Below are 19,601 nucleotides of genomic sequence, written 5' to 3' on the forward strand. Positions count from 1 at the left end.
CCGCCCGACGTCCACATGCGCGCCGATCACTCCCTCCCATCCCATGGGCGGTGCCGCGTTGAGACGCGAGCCGTGAGCGGGATAACTTTTGCCTCGACTCCAGAACACGGGTCGCAGGTGCAAGTCCACAAGGATCCTCATTGTCGTCCCATGACTCCTTGGCCGTGTTCGCGGCGCTCGCTGCCAAGCTGCAGCAGGAGCCTGACGAGGCCATCACGTCACTCGCGATCGTCAGCCGGATGCGCGAGCTCGTCCCCGAGGCCGAGCAGGTCAGCCTCACCGTCAGCACGTCGCGCGGCCACAGGACCCTCGCGAGCAGCGGTCCGTCGGCGAGTGAGGCCGACGCGCTGCAGTACGCCCTGGGCGAGGGACCGTGCCTCGAGGTCGCGGGCACCGGCGGCTGGCTGCGCAGCGGTGACGTGGGCGCCGACGGGCGGTACCCCGTCTGGGGGCCGAGGGCCTCGGAGCTCGGGATCGGCTCGGTGCTGGCCGTCGCGGTCACCGACCGCGACGACCCCCTGGGCGCGCTGAGCCTCTACAGCAGCAGGACCGGTGCGTTCGCCGACCGCGACGTCGTCGACACCGCGATCGTCTACGCCGTGCACGCGACCACCGCGCTGTCCTCGGCCCGCCACGCCAGCACGCTGCAGACGGCGGTCAGCTCGAGGCACGTGATCGGGATGGCGCAGGGCATCGCGATGGAGCGCTACGGCATCGACCAGCACCAGAGCTTCGAGCTGCTGCGGAGGCTGTCGTCGACCGCCAACGTCAAGCTGCGCGACGTGGCGCAGCAGATCGTGGAGACGCGCACGATCCCGCACGACCGGTCGGACGAGTCGGACGCCGGTGCGGAGGAGTGGACCGCGGACCCGGCAGGGGACTAGGCCGGCAGGCCGCCCGTCTCGAGGACGTGCTCGGAGACGAGCCCGATCTTGGTGCGGCGGCTGCGGGCCGCGGTCCGCAGGGCGTTGAACGCCGCGACGGCGTCCACCGACTGCTTGGCCATGAGGTAGCCGACCGCCCGCTCGATCACGACGCGGTAGTCGAGGGCGTACTGCAGCTGCTTGGCGAGCTCGCCGGCGGTGTGGGCCTGGAGGGCGGCGCCGAGCGTCGTCGCGACCACCTCGGCGTAGCGACCGAGAGCCGCGACCTCGCTCTCGTCCCAGTCGTGCTGCCCCTCCTTGTAGACGTCGAGCGTGCCGACCGGAACGCCGCCGAGCACGACGGGTGTCCCGAGGACCGCGCGGACGGGGAGGTGCGCCATCGCCGCCGCGAGGACCGGCCACCGCTCGGTCTCGGCGGTGACGTCGCTCGTGGTGACCACCCGCGCCTTCACGAAGGCCTCGGTGCACGGGCCCTCGCCGGCCTCGGCCTCGGTCCGCTCGAGCAACCGGCCCGGCCCGTCGCTGGCCGCGGCGTAGACGAGCATGTCCTGCTCGTCGGCGAGCAGCACGCCGGCCCCGTCGACGTCGAAGAGGTCGACGCACGCCTGCACGACCAGCTCGAGCGCCGTGGTGATGCTCCCGTCGTCGGCCCCGGGGTGGGAGAGCCTGCGCAGGCTGTCGGCGAGGGCCGCGTCGTCGATGCTCACGACACGGGATCCTCTCGCGTCCCCGGCGCCGAGGGCCAGCCCGACGCGGGGAGCTGCGCCTCGAACCTGGCCAGCTCGGCGAGGTCGTCGGGGTCGGCGGTGCCGTCGTGGGTCACGACGAGCACCCGCGCGACCGTACGGATCTTGGTGTTGCTGTCCTGCGAGATGCGCAGCATGGTGCGCCACGCCTGGGCGGTGCTGAGGCCGAAGCGTGCGGACAGCAGCCCGACGGCCATGCCGATGTCGCGCTGCGACTGCATGGCCTCACGGAGCTGCGCGACCTCGTCGCGGAGGTCCTCGGGGCGGGGCCGCGGCCCACCCGGAGACAGGGGTGTCCCAGACATCGTCACCTTTCGCATGACGCAGTCCGCGGACACAGGGCGGAACGGTTCGAGTTGCCGGGTCAGCGTACTGGGACGGACCGACAACCCTCCTCAGGGGTGGGATGCGCGCGTGTGGGCTACAGTCGAGATGACTCAAGCCACCGGGTCGTCGCCCTCCTCACCCAGGAGGTTGCTGTGCCCCAGCCACGTGCGCGGCGCGGTTCGTCCGATCCCTTCGACTTCGAGGGCGTCGGTGACGAGGCGCGCCACTGGTTGGACACCGCCTACGGCGCCAACCTCGGCCTGGGCGGGTCCATGGGGACCGTCCGGCACCGCCGGCTCGACAAGGGCGGAGCGGCGTTCGACCACCTCCGCATCGACTCGCCCATCACCTTCTCCGCCGAGCCCATGCCCGCCATCGTCGTCGTCGACGTGATCGGCGGGGAGATCGAGTACAGCCGGGACCGCCGCACGGACCAGGGCCGGGCCGGTGACACGGTCCTCGCCTCGGGCTGGGGGCAGGCGTTCACCGGCGGCGGCAACGGCTACGAGGTGCGCAACACCAGCATCTCGGTGGACGTCCTGGCCGAGTCGATCCGCGAGATCGACCCCGACATGTCGGAGTCCGACCTGGTCTTCCGCAGCTACGTGCCCGTCTCGCCCGCCGCTGGAGCCCGTTGGCGGGCGACGGTCGACGAGCTGGCGGCGAGCTTCCCCGACATCGGCACGATCGCGCACGGCGAGGCCTCGCGGCTGCTGGGGCACACCCTGCTGCGGACCTTCGCCAACAACGTGGTGGGGGACGCCGCGGGACCGCGTGACCACCGCGACCGGAACGACGCCAGCCAGTCCACGCTCCGGCGCGCGCAGGCCGTCATCGAGGAGCGCTGCCACGACGACCTGTCGCTGGCCGACCTCGCGCAGGCGTGCGGCGTCTCGCCGCGGGCGCTGCAGTACGCCTTCCGCCACCACCTCGACTGCACCCCCCTCGCCTACCTCAAGCAGGTACGCCTCGACCTCGCCCACCAGGCGCTGAGCGACGGGTCGGGCACCAGCGTGAGCGACGTCGCAGCACGGCTCGGCTTCTTCAACCCCGGGCGCTTCGCGGCGGACTACCGGCACGTTTTTCAGGAGAACCCGGGACAGACGTTGACCCGCTCCACCTCCTGACGGGTGGGCCGCGGTTCGTTCTGCGGCTGTCGCACTGGTCTGGACCGTGCGATGGTGGAGGTACATGTTGCTGGAGACCACGGCACGCATGCACCCCGTACCAGAGGAAGCGAGCACGTGGTCACCATGTCGATCGCCCCTGTCATTCCTGTCCTGTCCTCGTCCGCCCCGTCCCTCGAGGGCGACGCGCGGGCCCGTCGTACGGACGACATCGTCCACGACATGCGCGACGCCCGTGGCGGACGCGACGCGGACGACCTCGTCCGCCAGCTCATCGAGACCAACGCCGGGGTCGCCCGGTCCATGGCCGGTCGCTACCGCAACCGCGGCGTCGACCTCGACGACCTCGAGCAGGTGGCCCTGCTCGGCCTGACCAAGGCCGCTCAGCGCTTCGACCCCGACGCCGGCCACGACTTCCTGTCGTTCGCCGTGCCGACGGTGCGCGGAGAGCTCCGTCGCCACTTCCGCGACCGCGGCTGGATGGTGCGCCCGCCCCGCAGGGTCCAGGACCTGCAGGCGCGCATCGCCCAGGCCGAGGAGGCGCTGGAGCGCCGGCTGGGCCGTTCCGCGCGACCCAGCGAGGTGGCCGAGCAGCTCGGCGTGGAGGTCGCCGACGTGGTCGAGGCCCTCGCCGCAGACGGGTGCTTCACCCCGACCTCGCTCGACGCGACCGTCGCCGACGGCACCTCTGCGCTGGGTGACCTGCTGGGCACGGAGGACCGCTCCTTCGACCAGGCCGAGGCGCGGGTCGCACTCGCACCGGTCGTCCGGGCCCTGTCGCGGCGGGACCGGCGCATCGTCGGGCTCCGCTTCTACGACGAGCAGACGCAGCAGGAGATCGCCGACGTGGTGGGCCTGACCCAGGCCCAGGTCTCGCGGGTCCTGACCCGGGTCCTCGCAGAGATGCGCACCGGACTCGGCACGCCGCCGGCCGCCTGAGCCCGCAGGACCTCAGGAGTCGAAGCCGAGCCCGGCCCGGTCGAGCGCCCGGAGGAAGCCGTTGCGCCGTCCCTCGCGGTGGTCGGCGCGGTCGAGCGACCAGCGGGTGAGGTTGATCCCGACCGTTGCGAGCGGCTCGGGCGGGAACGGCAGCGGACGCTCGTGGACCATCCGGAGCCGGGTCCTCGGGGTGGGCGTACCGGCGAGCAGGTCGAGCACCACCTCGCCGGCGAACCGGGTCGCCCCGACCCCGAGCCCCGTGAAGCCGGCCGCGTGGGCGACCCGGCCGCCGTGCGTCGTGCCGTAGAAGGCGGCGAACCGGGTGGAGGTGTCGATGGCGCCTGCCCAGCGGTGGCTGAACCGGATGCCCTCGAGCTGCGGGAACGTCGCGAGGAAGTGCGAGGCGAGCCGGGCGTGGACCTCGGGATCGTCCTCGTGGCGCACGTGCATGCGACCGCCTGCGGGGTAGACGGCGTCGTACCCGCCCCACAGGATCCGGTCGTCGGCCGTGCGCCGCGAGTAGTGGAACTGGTTGGCGAGGTCGCCGAGCCCCTGGCGTCCGACCCACCCGACGGACGCCAGCTGGTCAGCCGAGAGCGGCTCGGTCATCAGCACGTGGTCGTAGACCGGCACGGTCATCAGCCGGTGGCGCCGGACCAGCGAGGGGAACACGCTCGTCGCCAGCACGACCTGTGCGGACGTGACGCGGGCCCGGTCGGTCGCGACCTCGACGCCGGACCCGCTGCGGCGCAGCCCCACCACCCGGGAGTGCTCGTGGACCTCGACCCCGAGCCCGGCCGCCGCGCGGGCGAGGCCCAGGGCGAGCCGGGCGGGGTGGACGAGCGCGGTGTGGTCGCTGAGCGATCCGCCGAGGAAGAGCGGGCTGTCGACCAACGCGCGGGTCTCCGCGGCGTCGAGGACGGTGCCCTCCAGCCAGGCGAGCTGGTGCTCCTCCACCGCGACGGCCAGCTGGCCGGTGCGCTCCCACTGGCAGTCGAGGCCGAGGTCGCGCACGTCGGCCTCGAAGGCGTCGAGATTCTCCTCGCCCAGCGCCTCGAGCAGGTCGTACTCCTCGGGCCAGCGCGAGCGCCCGTTGTCCTCGCCGTGGGTCAGCGACGCCTCGCAGAAGCCGCCGTTGCGTCCGGACGCTGCCCAGCCGACGGTCTGCGCCTCGAGCAGCACCACCCGGCGACCGGGGTCGCGGCGCTTGGCGTGGACGGCCGTCCACAGCCCCAGGTAGCCGCCGCCCACGATCGTGAGGTCGGCGCGGGTGGAGGCCGTCAGGGGCGCGTACGCCGTGGTGGCTCCGACGTCGTCGAGCCAGAAGACGCGCTGCTCGCTGCCCGCCAGCGACTCCTGGACGAGCCGCGGGTCGGGCGCGTGCCGCTCGTACGCCGTCCGGTGAGTCGTCACGACGCCGTCAGCCGGCCGCCGCGGTCAGCGCGTCGTCGAGGATCGCCAGGCCCTCGCGCGCCTCGTCGTCCGTGGTGGTCAGGGGTGGCACCACGTGGATCCGGTTGAAGTTGCTGAACGGCAGCATCCCGCGCTCCTGGCAGCCCTTCACGACCGCCGCCATCTCCGGGCTCGACCCGCCGTAGGGCGCGAGCGGCTCGCGGGTGGACCGGTCGCTGACGAGCTCGACGGCCCAGAAGGCACCGGTGCCGCGCACCTCGCCGATCCAGTCGTGCTTCTCGGCGAGGGCCTGCATGCCGGGACCGATGACCTCGGCGCCGAGCCGGTCGGACCGCCCGACCAGGTCGTCGTCCTCCATCGTCCGGATCGTCGCCACCGCGGCGGCGCAGGCGAGCGGGTGCCCGGAGTACGTCAGCCCGCCGGGGTAGGCGCGGTGCGCGAAGGTGGCGTGGATCGCGTCGCTGATGGCGACGCCGCCAAGCGGCACGTAACCGCTGTTGACGCCCTTGGCGAAGGTCAGCAGGTCAGGCACGCAGGGCTCGTCGAGGACGTCGCCGTGCTCGATCGCGAACCACCGCCCCGACCGGCCGAACCCGGACATGACCTCGTCGGCGATCATCACGATGCCGTGGCGGTCGCAGATCTCGCGGACGCCGGCGAGGTAGCCCGGCGGCGGGACCATGATCCCGGCCGTGCCGGGGATCGCCTCGAGGACGATCGCCGCGATGGTGCCGGGGCCCTCGAGGGCGACGACCTGCTCGAGGTGCTCGAGGGCGCGCTGGCACTCCTCGGCCTCGGTCGTGGCGTGGAAGGCGCTGCGGTAGAGGAACGGACCGAAGAAGTGGACCGTGCCGGTCGAGGCGTGGTCGCTGGCCCACCGGCGGGGGTCGCCGGTCATGTTCACCGCGAGGTGCGTGCCGCCGTGGTAGCTGCGGTAGGTCGTCAGCACCTTGTGGCGCCCGGTGTGCAGGCGCGCCATCCGCACGGCGTGCTCGTTGGCGTCGGCGCCACCGTTGGTGAAGAAGACGTGGTCGAGGTCGCCGGGGGTGTGCTCGGCGATGAGCCTGGCGGCCTCGGAGCGGGTGCCGTTCGCGAAGGCGGGAGCGACGGTGCACAGCGTCGCGGCCTGCTCCTGGATCGCGGCGACGATCCGCGGGTGCTGGTGCCCGAGGTTGGTGAAGACCAGCTGGGAGGTGAAGTCGAGGTAGCGCCTGCCCGCACCGTCCCAGACGTGGCTGCCCTCGGCGCGGCTGATCACCATGGGGCTGATCTCGGCCTGCGCGGACCAGGAGTGGAAGACGTGGGCGCGGTCGAGCTCGTACGCCCGGGCGGCGTCGTGGGTGGTCGCGAGGTCGGAGGTCATCGCGTCGGAGGCCATCACGTCAGTCATTGCGCGGGAACCCCAGCTCGAGGCCGCCCTCGGGGCGGTTGGCCGGGTCGATCCACCGGGTGGTGACGACCTTGCCGCGGGTGAAGAAGTGGACGCCCTCGGTGCCGTGGGCGTGGGTGTCGCCGAAGAGCGAGCGCTTCCAGCCGCCGAAGGAGTAGTAGGCCACCGGGACCGGGACCGGCACGTTGACGCCGATCATGCCGACCTCGACGTCGGCCTCGAAGCGACGTGCGGCCCCGCCGTCGTTGGTGAAGACCGCGGTGCCGTTGCCGTACTGGTTGGCGTTGACGAGCGCGACCGCCTCCTCGTAGGTCCTCACCCGCACGACCGACAGGACGGGGCCGAAGATCTCCTCGGTGTAGATGTCCATGTCGGGCGTGACGTCGTCGAAGAGCGTGGGGCCGAGCCAGAAGCCCTCCTCACCGCCGCGGGCCGCGACGTCGCGGCCGTCGACCACGAGCTTGGCGCCGGCGGCCTCCCCGGAGTCGATGAACGAGCTGACCTTGTCGCGATGGGCCTTCGTGACCAGGGGCCCCATGTCGGCCTCCTTGCCCGACGCGTCCTGGTCCGTCGCGGCGCGGCCGCCGTCGCCGATGAGCAGGGTCCGGGTGCGGTCGGCGATGCGGGCGACCAGCTCGTCGCCGACGGGGTCGACGGCGACGAGCACGCTGATCGCCATGCACCGCTCGCCCGCGCTGCCGTACCCCGCGTTGACGGCCGCGTCGGCCGCCAGGTCGAGGTCGGCGTCGGGCAGCGCCACCATGTGGTTCTTGGCGCCGCCGAGCGCCTGGACGCGCTTGCCGTGCCGACTGGCGGTCTCGTAGACGTACTCCGCGATGGGAGTGGAGCCGACGAAGCTGATCGCCTGGACGTCGGGGCTGGTGAGGAGCGCGTCGACCGCGACCTTGTCCCCGTGCAGGACGTTGAAGACGCCGTCGGGCAGGCCCGCCTCCTGCCACAGCGCGGCCAGCCAGTTGGCGGCGCTCGGGTCCTTCTCGCTCGGCTTGAGGACGACGGCGTTGCCCGCGGCGATCGCGACGGGGAAGAACCACATCGGGACCATCGCCGGGAAGTTGAACGGGCTGATGATCCCGACGACGCCCAGCGGCACCCGCTTGGAGTGCACGTCGATGCCGGTCGAGGCCTCCTCGCTGTGCCCGCCCTTGAGCAGGTGCGACATGCCGCAGGCGAACTCGACGACCTCGAGGCCCCTGGCGATCTCGCCCATGGCGTCGGAGTGCACCTTGCCGTGCTCGGAGGTGATGATCGCGGCGAGCTCGTCCTTGCGCGCGTTGAGCAGCTCGCGGAAGGAGAAGAGGACCTGGGTACGCCGGGCGAGCGAGGTGGTGCCCCAGCCGCGGGCGGCGCGGGACGCGGAGGCGATCACGGCGGCCGCGTCGGCCTCGCTGGCGAGTGCGACCCGCCCGGTCACCTGTCCCGTGGCGGGGTTGGTCACGTCGGCCCAGCCCGTCGGGGAGCCGGTGAGGAGGGCGCCGTCGGCCCAGTGCACGATGTCGCGCTCGTCGGGGGTCGTCATGCGCCCATCCTCCGCGCTCGCCCTCGCCGACGCAGGTGTCGGATCGTAGGCTTTGCCCCGCCGGATCCGACAAAGCGTCGCTAGGCTGCGGACGTGGCGGAGACCGGCGTGACGCTCGGGGAGGCGCTGGCCCTGCCCGCGTTCCGCCGGGCCGCGCCCACGGTCGCGGCCGGTGGCGCCGGGACCGGACGGGCGATCCGCTGGGTGCACGCCACCGAGCGGGTCGACGTCGGCCAGCTCCTGCGTGCCGGCGACCTGCTCCTGACGATGGGCACGGGCCTGCCCGCGGACGACGACGCGGCCGGTCTGGCCGCCTTCGTCGACGCGCTGGCCGACGTCGGCAGCGCGGGCGTGGTCGTCGAGCTCGGCCGCAGGTGGGGGTCCGTGCTGCCCCAGCCCCTCGTGGACGCCTGCGAGCGGCACGACCTCCCGCTGGTGGTCCTCGGCCGGGAGACGCGGTTCGCCACCCTGGCCCAGGAGATCGGGGAACGGGTCGTGGACCAGCAGCTCGCCGAGCTGCGCGAGGCGCAGCGCGTGCACGACACCTTCACCGAGCTCAGCTTCGACCAGGCCGGACCGGTCGAGATCCTCCGCGCCGTGCAGCGTCTCGCCGACGGGCCGGTGGTGGTGGAGAACGCCCAGCACCGGCCGCTCGACTACTTCGCCGGCCCCGACGACAGCGGCGGCTTCCTCGACGGCTGGCCCGCCCGGTCGCGACAGGTCGAGGTCGCCGGACGCACGGGCTGGGACGCCGCCAACGGCTGGCTGGTGACCCGTCTCGGCACGGCCGACCGGGTGTGGGGCCGGCTGGTGATCGGCTCGCCCGACGCGCCGTCGCAGCGCCTCGTGGCCGTCGCGGAGCGAGCGGCCGCCGCGCTCGCCCTGCACCGCCTGCACGACCGGGACCGCGGCACCCTCATGCGACGCACGCACCTCGAGCTGCTCTCCGGCCTGGTCGAGGACCCCGGCTCGGCGGACGTGCAGCGTCGGTGCGAGCTGGCGGGCTTCCCGGTGCGACGGCGTACGTTCGTCGGGCTCGTCGTGCGGCCCCGGATCGGCACCTCGGCGACGGCGGACCTCGACGAGGTGGCGGCGACCGTCGTGCGTGCCGCGCACGGGCTGCGGCTCCCCGCCCTCGTCTGCGAGGTCGAGCGGGACCTGCAGGTGCTGGTCTCCACGGTCCCGTCCGCAGACGCCGAGGACCTCGTCGACCGGCTGGCGGCCCGGGTCCTGCCGCACCACGACGTCGTCGTGGCGGCCGGCGGCGCCGCGACCGAGCGCGCCGGGGTGGCCCGCTCGCTCGCCGAGGCCGGCCAGGTCGTCGACGCCGCCCCGCGGGTGCGCCGCGACACCGACCCCGACGTCCACCGCCTCGCCGACCTCCACCTGCGCGGGCTGCTGGCGCTGCTCGGGGACGACGAGCGGATCCGGCTGTTCGTGGAGCGCGAGCTGGGCCCGCTCGAGCGCCACGACCGGGCCGACGGGTCTCGCACCGACCTCCTCGCCGCGCTGCGGGCGCTGCTGCTGCACCCGGCCAGCAAGACCGAGGCCGCCGCCAGCCTCCACCTGTCGCGGGCGGCGTTCTACGACCGGCTGTCGCGGATCCAGGCCGTCCTGGACGCCGACCTCGACGACCCCGACGTCCGCGTCTCCCTGCACGTGGCGCTCGTCGCCCGCGAGATGGCCGGCGAACTGTCCGACGGCCCGCCGAAGTGACGACAGAACGTCGGCCGGCTGGGCCGCACGCGCTGGGACGATGCTGGGCATGAACCGCGTGCTCGACGTCGCCGCCACCGTGCCGACCGCCCCGCTCGACCCCGGCACGGTCGTCGACGGTGCCCCGGAGGCGGGGTCGCGCGCCCTCGCCGCCGTCGCCGGGGTCGAGGTCGGCGTGTGGGAGATGACGCCCGGCACCGCCACCGACGTCGAGGTCGACGAGGTGTTCGTCGTGCTGTCCGGGTCGGCGACGGTCTCGTTCGACGACGGCGAGCACGTCGACCTCGGCCCCGGCAGCGTCGTACGCCTGCGTGCCGGCGAGGCCACCACGTGGGTCGTGCACGAGACCATCCGCAAGATCTACGTCGCCTGAGAGGCTTCCGAGATGACCACGCAGTCAGACCAGACGATCCGCAACTTCATCGACGGTGAGCTGGTCGAGTCCGCCGCCACCGAGTTCATCGAGCTCGTCGACCCCGTGACCGGTGAGCCCGACGGCCGCTCGCCGATCTCCACCCACGACGAGGTCGACCGGGCGTACGCCGCCGCGGAGCGGGCCTCGGCGTCGTGGAAGCGGCTGACCCCGGGCGCCCGCCAGGCGTACCTCCTCGACCTCGCCGCCGCCGTCGCCGCGCGCCGCGACGAGATCAGCCAGGTGCAGGCGCGCGACACCGGCCAGCCGGTGCGCTACATCGCGAGCGAGGAGGTCGACCAGGGTGTCGACCAGCTCCGCTTCTTCGCCGGCGCGGCCCGGCTGCTGGAGGGCAAGTCGTCGGGGGAGTACCTCGAGGGCCACACCTCCGCGATCCGCCGCGAGCCGATCGGCGTCGTCGGCCAGGTCACGCCGTGGAACTACCCGTTCGCCATGGCGATCTGGAAGATCGCCCCCGCCCTCGCGGCCGGCAACACCGTCGTGCTCAAGCCGAGCGACACCACCCCGCGCTCGACGGTGCTGCTCGCCGAGATCGCCGGCGAGGTCCTGCCGCCCGGCGTGCTCAACGTCGTCAACGGCGACGCCTCCACCGGCCGCTACCTCGTCGAGCACCCGACGCCCGGGCTGGTCGCGATCACCGGCTCGGTGCGCGCGGGCACCGAGGTCGCGCTGTCGGCCGCGAAGTCGCTCAAGCGGGTGCACCTCGAGCTCGGCGGCAAGGCGCCCGTGGTCGTGATGCCCGACGCCGACCTGCCCCGAGCCGCCGAGATGATCGCCGCGGCGGCCTACTTCAACGCCGGCCAGGACTGCACCGCCGCCACGCGCGTCATCGCCCACAGCAGCGTCCACGACGAGCTCGTCGAGCTGCTCGTGAAGGCGGCCGAGGCCACGCCGCCCGGGCCGCCGTCGGACGACTCCGCGGAGTACGGGCCGCTCAACAACGCCGGCCACCTCGCGAAGGTCGAGGCGTTCCTCACCGACCTGCCCGCGCACGCCACGGTCCGTACGGGCGGCGCCCGGCACGGTGAGCAGGGGTTCTTCTTCCAGCCGACCGTCGTCACGGGCGTACGCCAGGACGACCGCATCGTGCAGGAGGAGGTCTTCGGACCGGTGCTCACCGTGCAGTCCTTCGACGAGGAGCCCGACGCCGTCGCGATGGCCAACGGCGTGCCGTACGGCCTCGCCGCCAGCGTGTGGACCCGCGACGTCGGCATCGCCGACCGGCTCACCCGCGAGCTCGACTTCGGCTGCGTGTGGGTCAACACGCACATCCCCTTCGTCTCCGAGATGCCGCACGGCGGATTCGGGGCCTCGGGCTACGGCAAGGACCTCTCGGGCTACGGGTTCGACGACTACACGCGCATCAAGCATGTGATGACCGCGCACTACTGACCCGTCGAGCGGTGCGTGAGACATGTTCTGCGGCTCGGGAACCTGCGTCACTCACCGCCCGGGGCGGACGTCCACCGTGAGCGGTGCGTGGGACACGTTCTGCGGCTCGCGAACGTGCCTCACTCACCGCTCGGGGCTCGGACGTCGTGCACGTGCATCAGGTCGGCGAGCAGCCGGTAGTAGCCGACGAGCGCGACCAGCTCGGTGAGGGCGGCGGCCCCGAGCACGTCGACCAGGACGTCGTGGTCCCGGTCGTCCAGCACCGGGCGGCCGGCGAGCAGCCGGCGGCAGAGGTCGTACGCCGCGTGCTCGGCGCGGTCGGTCGAGGTGAAGCGTTCCTCGGCGAGGGCCTCGAGCTCGTCGTCGGTGAGCCCGACGGAACGGCCGACCTGCTCGTGGGCGTACCGCTCGAACGCACTGTCGGTGGCGGCGGCGACGCAGAGGATCGCGATCTCGCGCACGCGGTCGGTGAGGCCGGTCCGGTAGCGCAGGGCGGCCCCGAGCTCCTGCAGCGGGCCGCCGACGGCGGGGTGGTGCAGCATGATGCCGAACGGCCCGGTCAGCGAGCCGTCGTCGTGCTCGAGGGCGAACAGGCGCGGGCCGCGGGCGCGGGGTCCGCCGACGATGCGCTCGCGCAGGTCGCGCTGCGCGGGGTCGAGGCCGGACGGGAGGAGTCGGGGCAGCCGCACGTGTGTCGTACCTCCGTCGGTCGGGACCTCGTCAGGCGCGGCGGGCGCCGCCGCGGGGAGTCGATCCTCGCTCGGCGAGCTTGCGCTTGGCCACCGGCAGGCCGACGAGGGTCAGGACCTTCCAGAACAGCCAGCCGAGGACGGCGAAGAGGTTGCGCTTGGTATGGGCCACGGATCACTCCAGTCGGTCGGTGGGTGGAGACGGGTCGGGGCCTCCCCGGGAGGAGGCCCCGACCCGGTCATGCGGGACGGATCACTTCTTGAAGGCATCCTTGACGTTCTCGCCGGCCTGCTTCACGTCGGCGGCGGCCTGGTCCTTCTTGCCCTCGGCCTTGAGCTTGTCGTTGTCCGTCGCGTCGCCCACGACCTCCTTCGCCTTGCCGGCGATGTCCTGAGCGGCGTTCTTGGCCTTGTCGGCGATACCCATGGTGATGCTCCTTCCCGTGTGGATTTCCTGACGTTGTGGTCAGACACGGGTTGGTCGTGCGGTCGCGCCGGATCGTCACGCCATTTCTCGCAGGTGTGAGGCAGGTCTCATCCACGACCCATCAGGCATGCTGGCCCCATGCGCTTCACCGAGCACGAGCTGACCGTCGCCGTGACCGTTGCCGCGAAGGTCGTCGCCGGCGGCAGGATCGGGAAGAAGGCCAAGGGGGAGGCCGCCTGGGAGGCGATGTCCAAGCTCGAGCGCTACCACCTGCTCGACGCCGTCGGGGGCCAGGTGCTGCCGGTCCTGCTCGCCCTGCCCGACATCGAGGTCGAGGCCGGCACCCGGCCCACGTTCACCGACGAGCAGATCGCCGCGGCCGTCGAGCAGACGCTCGGCGAGACGGGGGTGGGCAGGCTGCGGCAGAAGGTCGCGGTGGCCGCGCGCGTCACCCTCGTGCGTACGGCCCTCGCCCAGCTCCCCGTGCGGCAGGACCCGGACGCGCTCGTCGTGCCGGACTCGCTCGAGGACCTGTGAGCCACTCCTCAGGTCGCGGGCCGCGGCACGGACCCTGAGGACCGCGCTCAGGAACGGTGCGTACCGTCGAGGGTGATGACTTCCACGATCCGCACCCGTACTGCCCTCGCCTCCCTCGCGGCGGCCGCCCTCCTCGCCCTCTCCGCCTGCGGCGGAGGTTCGGGCTCCGACGGCTCCGATGCGGGGGACGACGCGTCCTCGAGCGCCTCCCCGTCGGCCGACGCCAGCGGCGGCCCGAGCCTCGACGGCATCCCCGACGTCGTCGCCGAGGTGAACGGCGAGGAGGTCACGCGCGACGAGTTCGTCCCGATCTACCAGGCCGGCTTCAAGGCCGCGGAGTCGCAGGCGCAGATGACCGGCGAGGAGCCCGACGAGGACGCGCTGCGCAAGCAGGCGCTCGACGACCTCGTCGACACCGAGCTCCTCTCGCAGGAGGCGGACTCGCGCGGCATCGAGGTCAGCGACGAGGACGTCGACGCCGAGCTCACCGAGCTCGCCGAGCAGAACGGCATGAAGACCTCCGACGAGCTGCTCGAGGCCGTGGCGGCCCAGGGCCTCGACGAGGAGCAGGCCCGCGACCAGGTCGAGACCCAGGTGATGGTCGAGCAGCTCGTGGCCGACGAGAACGGCCCCATCGAGCCGACCGACAAGGAGCTGCGCGCGATCTACGACCAGGCCAAGGCGCAGCAGGCCCAGTCCGGCCAGGAGGGCCAGGACTTCCCGCCGTTCGCCGAGGTCCGCGACCAGATCGTCGACCAGGCCGTCGCCGAGGAGACCGGCAAGGTCGCCCAGGCGATGCTCGAGAAGCTGAAGGCCGACGCGGACATCACGCTCAACCTCTGAGGCTCAGCTCGGCGAGGAAGGCCCCGACCACCTGCTGGAGCTCGGCCGGGCGCTCGACGGCCGGTGCGTGACCGCACCGGCCAAGGACGTGGAGCCGCACGTCGGCGAGGAGCGGCAGGAGCGGCAGCGCCGACTCCGCCAGCGGGGTGACCGGGTCGTCGGCACCGTGCACCAGGAGGACGGGCGCCCGGATGCCGGCGAGCCGGTCGGGGTCCAGGGTCAGGTCCTCGACCCATCGCTCTCGCGGCGGCGGGAAGAGGTGGGCGAACGCCTCCGCGCCCTGCTGCATCGCCTCGGCGCGAGCCGCCACGGCGCGGTCGGTGACGAGGGCGCGGTCGAGGAACAGCCGGCCGAGCATGTCGCGCGCGCCCGCAGGCGTGGGCGGCGCCGCCCAGAGGGCGTCGAGGTCGGGGGACAGGGGGGCGCCCGGTGCGCCCATAGTGCCGATCGCGACGACGTGGGTGACCCGGTCGGGCATGGCCGCGGCGAGGGCGAGCGCGACCGCGCCGCCCATCGAGTGCCCCACCACGGCGTACGACGTGTGCCCGAGGGCGTCCATCAGCGCACCCGCCTGCGCGGTCCAGGTGGCGAGCCCTCCGCGGCTGCCGTCCGGCAGTGGGGTGCGGCCGAAGCCGGCCTGGTCGGGCGCCACGCAGCGGTGCGCGTCCTGCAGCGCCTCCATCGTGACGGACCAGGCCCCGGCACCAGTGGTGCCGGGGCCTGAGCCGTGGAGGAGGAGGACCGCAGGACCGGCGCCGGCCTCGTGGACGTGGACCTGCGAACGGACCCCGCCGACGTCGAGGTCGACGATCCGGCTCACGCCGGACCGGCGCCGACGGACTTGTCGAAGACCTCCATCATGGCCCGGCCGAACCACGGCATGTCGGGCCAGCCGCGGCACGAGACCAGGTTGCCGTCGACGACGTCGGGGGCGTCGACGACGGTGGCGCCGGCGTTCTCCATGTCGCCGGTGATGGGCGGGAAGCACGCGGTGCTCCGGCCCTTGAGCAGGCCGTAGACGGCCGGGACCTGCGCGCCGTGGCACACGAGCGCGATGGGCAGGTCGCGGGCGAAGAAGTGCTCGGTGATGCGGCGGACGTCCGCGTCCGTGCGGATCCACTCGGGGGCGCGCCCGCCGGGGATGATGAGGGCGTCGTACTTCTCGACGTCGACCTCGGCCCAGGTGAGGTCCACGGGCAGCTTGCGCCCGTTCTTCTCGACGTAGGCGTCGCTGTTGGGGTCGAACTCGTGGATCACGAGCTGGATGTCGCGCATCGAGAGCGACGCCACGTCGACGTCCCAGCCGCCCTCCCGCACGCGGTAGTAGGGGTACATGGTGTCGAGCTCTTCGGCGGCATCGCCGGTCATGAGCAGTGCTCTGGGCACGAGAGGTCTCCTTGCTCGGGCGTGGAAGGCATTCGTTTCCGAGAAATCAGATCGGATCTGATTTGGTCGGTGACCAGCATCACCTGAGGGTGGGGACGTCGTCAAGACCCTCGTCCGCGTCGTCCTCCGCGGTCTCGACCACGGTCTCGTCGAAGAGTCGGCGGAACCGGTCGCGCGAGAGCAGGATGTGGTGGCGCATCGCGTACGCGGCGGCGTCCGGGTCGCGCCCGGCGATCGCCTCGAGCACGTCGGCGTGCTCGCCCATCGCGAGGAACGTGACCTCGGAGTGGTAGAGCAGGCGGAACAGGTGCACGTGGGTGTGCAGGCGCGCGAGCGCCTCGCGCACCACCTGGTTGCCGGCCGCGTCGGCGACCAGGTCGTGGAAGGCCGCGTCGCGGAGACCGAAGGCGCCGTAGGAGGGGTGGTGACCCTCGTCCTGGGCCAGGGCAATCATCTCCTCCTGCAGCTTGCGCAGGTGGCTGACCTGCGACGACGTGGCGCGCTCCGCCGCTCGACGCGCGGCTGCGGGCTCCAGGAGCAGGCGGATCTCGACCATGTCCTCGAAGCGTTCGCGCGTGATCTGCGGCGGGATCCGGTAGCCGGCGTGGGGGATCCGGATGACGAGCCCGTCGGCCTCCATCCGGTTGAGCGCGTCGCGGATCGGCGTCTGCGAGACCCGCATCTCGCGAGCCAGCGCGTCGATCGTGACCCGCGAGCCGGGCTCGATGGCGAGCGACATCAGCTGGTCGAGGAGCGTGTCGTAGACCTCGTCGGCCATCCGGCCGCGGCGGCGGTCCACCCGCAGGCCTGCCTGCTCGCTCGTGTGCTCCACGTGGACATCTCCTTCTCGCGACACCGGACCAGACCTGTTGACACGGTCCGGCTTCGTGCTCCATGCTCTCGCATCAATCGGATCGTATATGAAACGGCACGTCCTCGAAACTGCCGCCAGTGAGGGTCCGCACCACACTCCCACGACATCGGAGCCCACATGAGCATGCTCGGCGTCCTGCGCGGTCCGCGCCAGGTCCTCTTCGGGGCCGGACAGCGCCACGCGCTCGGCACGGTGGTCGCATCCCTGGGCTCGCGAGCACTGGTCTGCACCGACGCGCGCTTCGGCGCCACCCCCGAGTACGCCCACCTCGTCGGTCTCCTCGAGCAGGCCGGCGTCACCGTCACCGCCTTCACCGAGGTCGAGCCGGACGTGCCCGTCCACCAGGTGGTGGAGGCCGCCGCGCTCGCCGCCGACGCGCGGCCCGACGTCATCGTCGGCATGGGCGGCGGGAGCTGCCTCGACCTGGCCAAGTCCGTGGCGGTGCTGCTGACCCACGGCGGTGCCCCGGCCGACTACTACGGCGAGCTGCGCGTCCCCGGTCCTGTCCTCCCCGTCGTCGCGCTGCCGACCACGGCCGGCACCGGCTCGGAGGTGACCCCGGTGGCCGTGCTCACCGACCCGGAGCGGGTGAGCAAGGTGGGCATCTCGAGCCCCCACCTGATCCCGCACACCGCGCTGTGCGACCCCGAGCTCACCCTCGGCTGCCCGCCGGCGCTCACCGCCAGCGCGGGTGCCGACGCGCTCTCGCACGCCATCGAGTCGTTCACCGCCGTCCGGCGGGAGGTGACCACCGGCCTGGCCAGCGAGCGGGTCTTCGTCGGCAAGAACGAGCTCACCGACGTCTACGCGCTGCTCGGCATCCGGCTCATCGCCGGCAGCCTCCAGCGTGCCTGGTCCGAGCCCGACGACGTGCCCGCCCGCGAGGCGATGATGCTGGGTGCCACGGCGGGCGGCTTCGCCCTCGGCACCGCCGGCACCGCGGCCGCGCACGCCATCCAGTATCCCGTCGGTGCCCTCACCCACACCCCGCACGGGATCGGGGTCGGGCTGCTGCTGCCCTACGTCATGGAGTTCAACCGTCCCACCCGGATCACCGAGCTCGCGGCGGTGGCGGTCGCGATGGGCGCGCCGGCCACCGGCAGCCCCGAGGACCTCGCCGACGAGGCGATCGACCGCGTGGCCGCCCTGCTCGGCGCCGTCGGGATCCCCGCCACCCTGGCCGAGCTCGGCCTGCCCGAGGACCGGCTGCGCTGGACCGCCGAGCAGGCCGCCGGTGCCGAGCGCCTGGTCGCCAACAACCCGCGACCCCTCGACGTCGACGCGCTCGAGCGCATCGTGCGCGCAGCCTGGTCCGGTGACCGTTCCTCCCTGCGCGACGCCCCGGTCGCTGCTGACCTGACCCCTGCCGGAGGTGTGCGATGACCCTCGTCGACGACGTCCTGCGTCCCGTGGCCGACACGGTCGACGTGCCCACCGACCTGCTCGTGGGCGGTGCCTGGCGTGCCGCGTCCGGCGGTCGCCGTCTCGAGGTCCGCGACCCCGCGACGGACGCCGTGCTCGCGACCGTGGCGGACGCCGACGTCGAGGACGCCACCGCGGCCGTGGACGCCGCCGCCGCGTCGGCCGCCGACTGGGCGGCCACCTCGCCACGGCACCGCGCCGACCTCCTGATGCGGGCCTTCGACCTGATGCGCGCGCGCAGCGAGGAGCTGGCGCTGCTCATCTCGCTGGAGAACGGCAAGTCGCTCGCCGACGCCCGGGGCGAGGTCGCGTACGCCGCCGAGTTCTTCCGCTGGTACGCCGAGGAGGGCGTACGCCTGCGCGGGCAGCTGGGCCAGTCGCCCGGCGGGGCCAACCGGCTGCTCGTCACCTACCTGCCCGTCGGCGTCAGCGTGCTCGTCACCCCCTGGAACTTCCCGGCCGCCATGGCGACCCGCAAGATCGCGCCCGCGCTGGCCGCGGGCTGCACCGCGGTCCTCAAGCCGGCCGCCGAGACGCCTCTGACGGCGCTCGCCGTCGCCGCGATCCTGCGGGAGGTGGGCCTCCCGGACGGCGTCCTCAACGTCGTGACGACCTCCCGCCCCGGTCCGGTCGTCGAGGCGATGCTGACGCACCGCAGCACCCGGATGGTCTCCTTCACCGGGTCGACCGAGGTCGGGCGGGTGCTGCTGCGCACCGCCGCCGACAAGGTCCTGAAGTGCGCGATGGAGCTCGGCGGCAACGCCCCCTTCGTGGTGCTGGAGGACGCCGACGTCGAGGACGCGCTCGAGGGCGCGATGGTCGCCAAGATGCGCAACGGCGGGCAGGCGTGCACGGCCGCCAACCGCTTCTTCGTGCACGACGCGGTCCACGACGAGTTCGTCGCCGGCCTGGTCGAGCGGATGGGCGCCCTGCGGCTCGGCGCGGGCCCCGACCCCGACACCCAGGTCGGCCCGCTGGTCAACGAGCAGGCGGTGGACAAGGTCGACAGCCTGGTCCGCGACGCCGTCGAGCGCGGCGCCCGCGTGCTGCTGGGCGGCAGCCCGGGCGGCGGACCGGGCTGCTTCTACCCCCCGACCGTCCTGGTCGACGTCCCCCACGACGCCCGCGTGCTCCACGAGGAGGTCTTCGGACCCGTGGCGCCCGTCGTCCGCTTCGACTCCGAGGACGAGGTGATGGAGCGCGTCAACGACACCGACCTCGGGCTCGTCAGCTACCTCTACACCCGCGACGTCGGTCGCGGCCTGCGCCTGGCCGAGCGGCTGGAGAGCGGGATGGTCGGCCTGAACCGCGGGCTGGTCTCCGACCCCGCCGCCCCCTTCGGCGGCACCAAGCAGAGCGGGCTCGGCCGCGAGGGCAGCACCGAGGGACTCCTCGAGTTCATGGAGGCCCAGTACGTCGCCACGTCGTGGTGACGACGTCACCACCCACCTGACCGTCCACCCCACCCGAACGACACCCCCACCACCGAGCAGGAAGCAGGAGACAGATGCGGTACCTA

Annotated in this window: 21 protein-coding genes; 10 read left to right on the top strand and 11 right to left on the bottom strand. The window is 73.0% G+C overall.

Translation table 11 applies throughout. From position 1 onward, the window contains the following. Positions 1-164 precede the first annotated feature (164 nt). The gene (locus F4692_RS09415) at positions 165-884 is read left to right on the top strand and encodes a GAF and ANTAR domain-containing protein (protein ID WP_308645318.1); all 720 of its coding nucleotides are present in this window, start codon (positions 165-167) and stop codon (positions 882-884) included. Here the strand turns inward: F4692_RS09415 and F4692_RS09420 are convergent. Next, on the bottom strand, positions 881-1,591 hold the full coding sequence (locus tag F4692_RS09420; RefSeq protein ID WP_179619418.1) for a GAF and ANTAR domain-containing protein: 711 nt from the start codon (positions 1,589-1,591) through the stop codon (positions 881-883). The two genes, F4692_RS09415 and F4692_RS09420, sit on opposite strands and share 4 nt — an antisense overlap. After that, positions 1,588-1,935, bottom strand: a complete 348-nt coding sequence (locus F4692_RS09425) for an ANTAR domain-containing protein (RefSeq protein WP_179619419.1) — start codon at positions 1,933-1,935, stop codon at positions 1,588-1,590. The genes F4692_RS09420 and F4692_RS09425 overlap by 4 nt, the downstream gene beginning before the upstream one ends. Before the next feature lie 174 nt (positions 1,936-2,109). Between F4692_RS09425 and F4692_RS21790 the strand changes: the two genes are divergently transcribed. Beyond that, on the top strand, positions 2,110-3,084 hold the full coding sequence (locus F4692_RS21790; protein WP_179619420.1) for an AraC family transcriptional regulator: 975 nt from the start codon (positions 2,110-2,112) through the stop codon (positions 3,082-3,084). A gap of 126 nt (positions 3,085-3,210) precedes the next feature. Further along, on the top strand, positions 3,211-4,023 hold the full coding sequence (locus F4692_RS09435) for a sigma-70 family RNA polymerase sigma factor (RefSeq protein ID WP_179619421.1): 813 nt from the start codon (positions 3,211-3,213) through the stop codon (positions 4,021-4,023). Positions 4,024-4,035: 12 nt separating this feature from the next. Here F4692_RS09435 and F4692_RS09440 read toward each other — a convergent pair whose 3' ends face one another. From F4692_RS09440 to F4692_RS09450, 3 genes are read right to left on the bottom strand one after another with little or no spacing between them, the layout of a single operon-like run. Further along, a complete protein-coding gene (locus F4692_RS09440; RefSeq protein ID WP_179619422.1) occupies positions 4,036-5,436 on the bottom strand; it encodes an NAD(P)/FAD-dependent oxidoreductase in 1,401 nt (466 codons plus the stop codon). Positions 5,437-5,443: 7 nt separating this feature from the next. Further along, entirely contained in the window at positions 5,444-6,826 is a 1,383-nt protein-coding gene (locus tag F4692_RS09445; RefSeq protein ID WP_179619423.1) for an aspartate aminotransferase family protein, read from the bottom strand. Next, on the bottom strand, positions 6,819-8,363 hold the full coding sequence (locus tag F4692_RS09450) for a CoA-acylating methylmalonate-semialdehyde dehydrogenase (protein ID WP_179619424.1): 1,545 nt from the start codon (positions 8,361-8,363) through the stop codon (positions 6,819-6,821). Before F4692_RS09450 ends, F4692_RS09445 begins: the two co-directional genes overlap by 8 nt. Before the next feature lie 93 nt (positions 8,364-8,456). Here F4692_RS09450 and F4692_RS09455 point away from each other — a divergent pair, with 93 nt between their 5' ends. The 3 genes from F4692_RS09455 to F4692_RS09465 are packed head-to-tail and all read left to right on the top strand — an operon-like array spanning position 8,457 to position 11,904. Continuing rightward, positions 8,457-10,079: a PucR family transcriptional regulator gene (locus tag F4692_RS09455; RefSeq protein ID WP_179619425.1), complete on the top strand. Its 1,623-nt coding sequence runs from the start codon at positions 8,457-8,459 to the stop codon at positions 10,077-10,079. A 49-nt stretch (positions 10,080-10,128) separates the two neighbouring features. Next, on the top strand, positions 10,129-10,452 hold the full coding sequence (locus F4692_RS09460) for a cupin domain-containing protein (RefSeq protein WP_218858378.1): 324 nt from the start codon (positions 10,129-10,131) through the stop codon (positions 10,450-10,452). Positions 10,453-10,464: 12 nt separating this feature from the next. Next, positions 10,465-11,904, top strand: a complete 1,440-nt coding sequence (locus tag F4692_RS09465; RefSeq protein ID WP_179619427.1) for an aminobutyraldehyde dehydrogenase — start codon at positions 10,465-10,467, stop codon at positions 11,902-11,904. Between the two features lie 119 nt (positions 11,905-12,023). Here F4692_RS09465 and F4692_RS09470 read toward each other — a convergent pair whose 3' ends face one another. The 3 genes from F4692_RS09470 to F4692_RS09480 form a co-directional block, all read right to left on the bottom strand. Next, positions 12,024-12,593, bottom strand: coding sequence for a carboxymuconolactone decarboxylase family protein (locus F4692_RS09470; RefSeq protein WP_179619428.1), 570 nt, complete (start codon positions 12,591-12,593; stop codon positions 12,024-12,026). A 31-nt stretch (positions 12,594-12,624) separates the two neighbouring features. After that, a complete protein-coding gene (locus tag F4692_RS09475; protein WP_179619429.1) occupies positions 12,625-12,765 on the bottom strand; it encodes a hypothetical protein in 141 nt (46 codons plus the stop codon). An 81-nt stretch (positions 12,766-12,846) separates the two neighbouring features. Next, on the bottom strand, positions 12,847-13,020 hold the full coding sequence (locus F4692_RS09480; protein WP_179619430.1) for a CsbD family protein: 174 nt from the start codon (positions 13,018-13,020) through the stop codon (positions 12,847-12,849). Between the two features lie 138 nt (positions 13,021-13,158). Here F4692_RS09480 and F4692_RS09485 point away from each other — a divergent pair, with 138 nt between their 5' ends. After that, positions 13,159-13,557, top strand: a complete 399-nt coding sequence (locus tag F4692_RS09485) for a hypothetical protein (protein ID WP_179619431.1) — start codon at positions 13,159-13,161, stop codon at positions 13,555-13,557. Positions 13,558-13,632: 75 nt separating this feature from the next. Continuing rightward, on the top strand, positions 13,633-14,400 hold the full coding sequence (locus tag F4692_RS09490; RefSeq protein ID WP_179619432.1) for a SurA N-terminal domain-containing protein: 768 nt from the start codon (positions 13,633-13,635) through the stop codon (positions 14,398-14,400). On the opposite strand, the gene F4692_RS09495 is transcribed toward F4692_RS09490, so the two are convergent. The 3 genes from F4692_RS09495 to F4692_RS09505 form a co-directional block, all read right to left on the bottom strand. After that, positions 14,390-15,220 (bottom strand): alpha/beta fold hydrolase, encoded by an 831-nt coding sequence (locus F4692_RS09495; RefSeq protein WP_218858379.1) that lies wholly within the window; start codon positions 15,218-15,220, stop codon positions 14,390-14,392. The genes F4692_RS09490 and F4692_RS09495 overlap by 11 nt on opposite strands. Beyond that, positions 15,217-15,786, bottom strand: coding sequence for a DJ-1/PfpI family protein (locus F4692_RS09500; RefSeq protein WP_179619433.1), 570 nt, complete (start codon positions 15,784-15,786; stop codon positions 15,217-15,219). The genes F4692_RS09495 and F4692_RS09500 overlap by 4 nt, the downstream gene beginning before the upstream one ends. Positions 15,787-15,865: 79 nt before the next feature. Next, on the bottom strand, positions 15,866-16,618 hold the full coding sequence (locus F4692_RS09505) for a GntR family transcriptional regulator (RefSeq protein WP_218858380.1): 753 nt from the start codon (positions 16,616-16,618) through the stop codon (positions 15,866-15,868). Between the two features lie 159 nt (positions 16,619-16,777). On the opposite strand from F4692_RS09505, the gene F4692_RS09510 reads away from it, so the two are divergent. Both F4692_RS09510 and F4692_RS09515 read left to right on the top strand, forming a co-directional pair. Then, on the top strand, positions 16,778-18,043 hold the full coding sequence (locus F4692_RS09510) for an iron-containing alcohol dehydrogenase (RefSeq protein ID WP_179619434.1): 1,266 nt from the start codon (positions 16,778-16,780) through the stop codon (positions 18,041-18,043). Further along, positions 18,040-19,515, top strand: a complete 1,476-nt coding sequence (locus F4692_RS09515; protein ID WP_179619435.1) for an NAD-dependent succinate-semialdehyde dehydrogenase — start codon at positions 18,040-18,042, stop codon at positions 19,513-19,515. The genes F4692_RS09510 and F4692_RS09515 overlap by 4 nt, the downstream gene beginning before the upstream one ends. Positions 19,516-19,601: the final 86 nt, after the last annotated feature.

Source organism: Nocardioides cavernae, assembly GCF_013410035.1.
Lineage (GTDB): Bacteria > Actinomycetota > Actinomycetes > Propionibacteriales > Nocardioidaceae > Nocardioides > Nocardioides cavernae_A.

Bases quoted from the DNA above. Each gene is read 5' to 3' on its own strand.
- F4692_RS09490 (WP_179619432.1), top strand. From the start codon at position 13,633: ATGACTTCCACGATCCGCACCCGTACTGCCCTCGCCTCCCTCGCGGCG.
- F4692_RS09510 (WP_179619434.1), top strand. From the start codon at position 16,778: ATGAGCATGCTCGGCGTCCTGCGCGGTCCGCGCCAGGTCCTCTTCGGG.
- F4692_RS09465 (WP_179619427.1), top strand. From the start codon at position 10,465: ATGACCACGCAGTCAGACCAGACGATCCGCAACTTCATCGACGGTGAG.
- F4692_RS09445 (WP_179619423.1), bottom strand. From the start codon at position 6,826: ATGACTGACGTGATGGCCTCCGACGCGATGACCTCCGACCTCGCGACC.
- F4692_RS09425 (WP_179619419.1), bottom strand. From the start codon at position 1,935: ATGTCTGGGACACCCCTGTCTCCGGGTGGGCCGCGGCCCCGCCCCGAG.
- F4692_RS09515 (WP_179619435.1), top strand. From the start codon at position 18,040: ATGACCCTCGTCGACGACGTCCTGCGTCCCGTGGCCGACACGGTCGAC.
- F4692_RS09480 (WP_179619430.1), bottom strand. From the start codon at position 13,020: ATGGGTATCGCCGACAAGGCCAAGAACGCCGCTCAGGACATCGCCGGC.
- F4692_RS09485 (WP_179619431.1), top strand. From the start codon at position 13,159: ATGCGCTTCACCGAGCACGAGCTGACCGTCGCCGTGACCGTTGCCGCG.
- F4692_RS09460 (WP_218858378.1), top strand. From the start codon at position 10,129: ATGAACCGCGTGCTCGACGTCGCCGCCACCGTGCCGACCGCCCCGCTC.
- F4692_RS09435 (WP_179619421.1), top strand. From the start codon at position 3,211: ATGTCGATCGCCCCTGTCATTCCTGTCCTGTCCTCGTCCGCCCCGTCC.
- F4692_RS09450 (WP_179619424.1), bottom strand. From the start codon at position 8,363: ATGACGACCCCCGACGAGCGCGACATCGTGCACTGGGCCGACGGCGCC.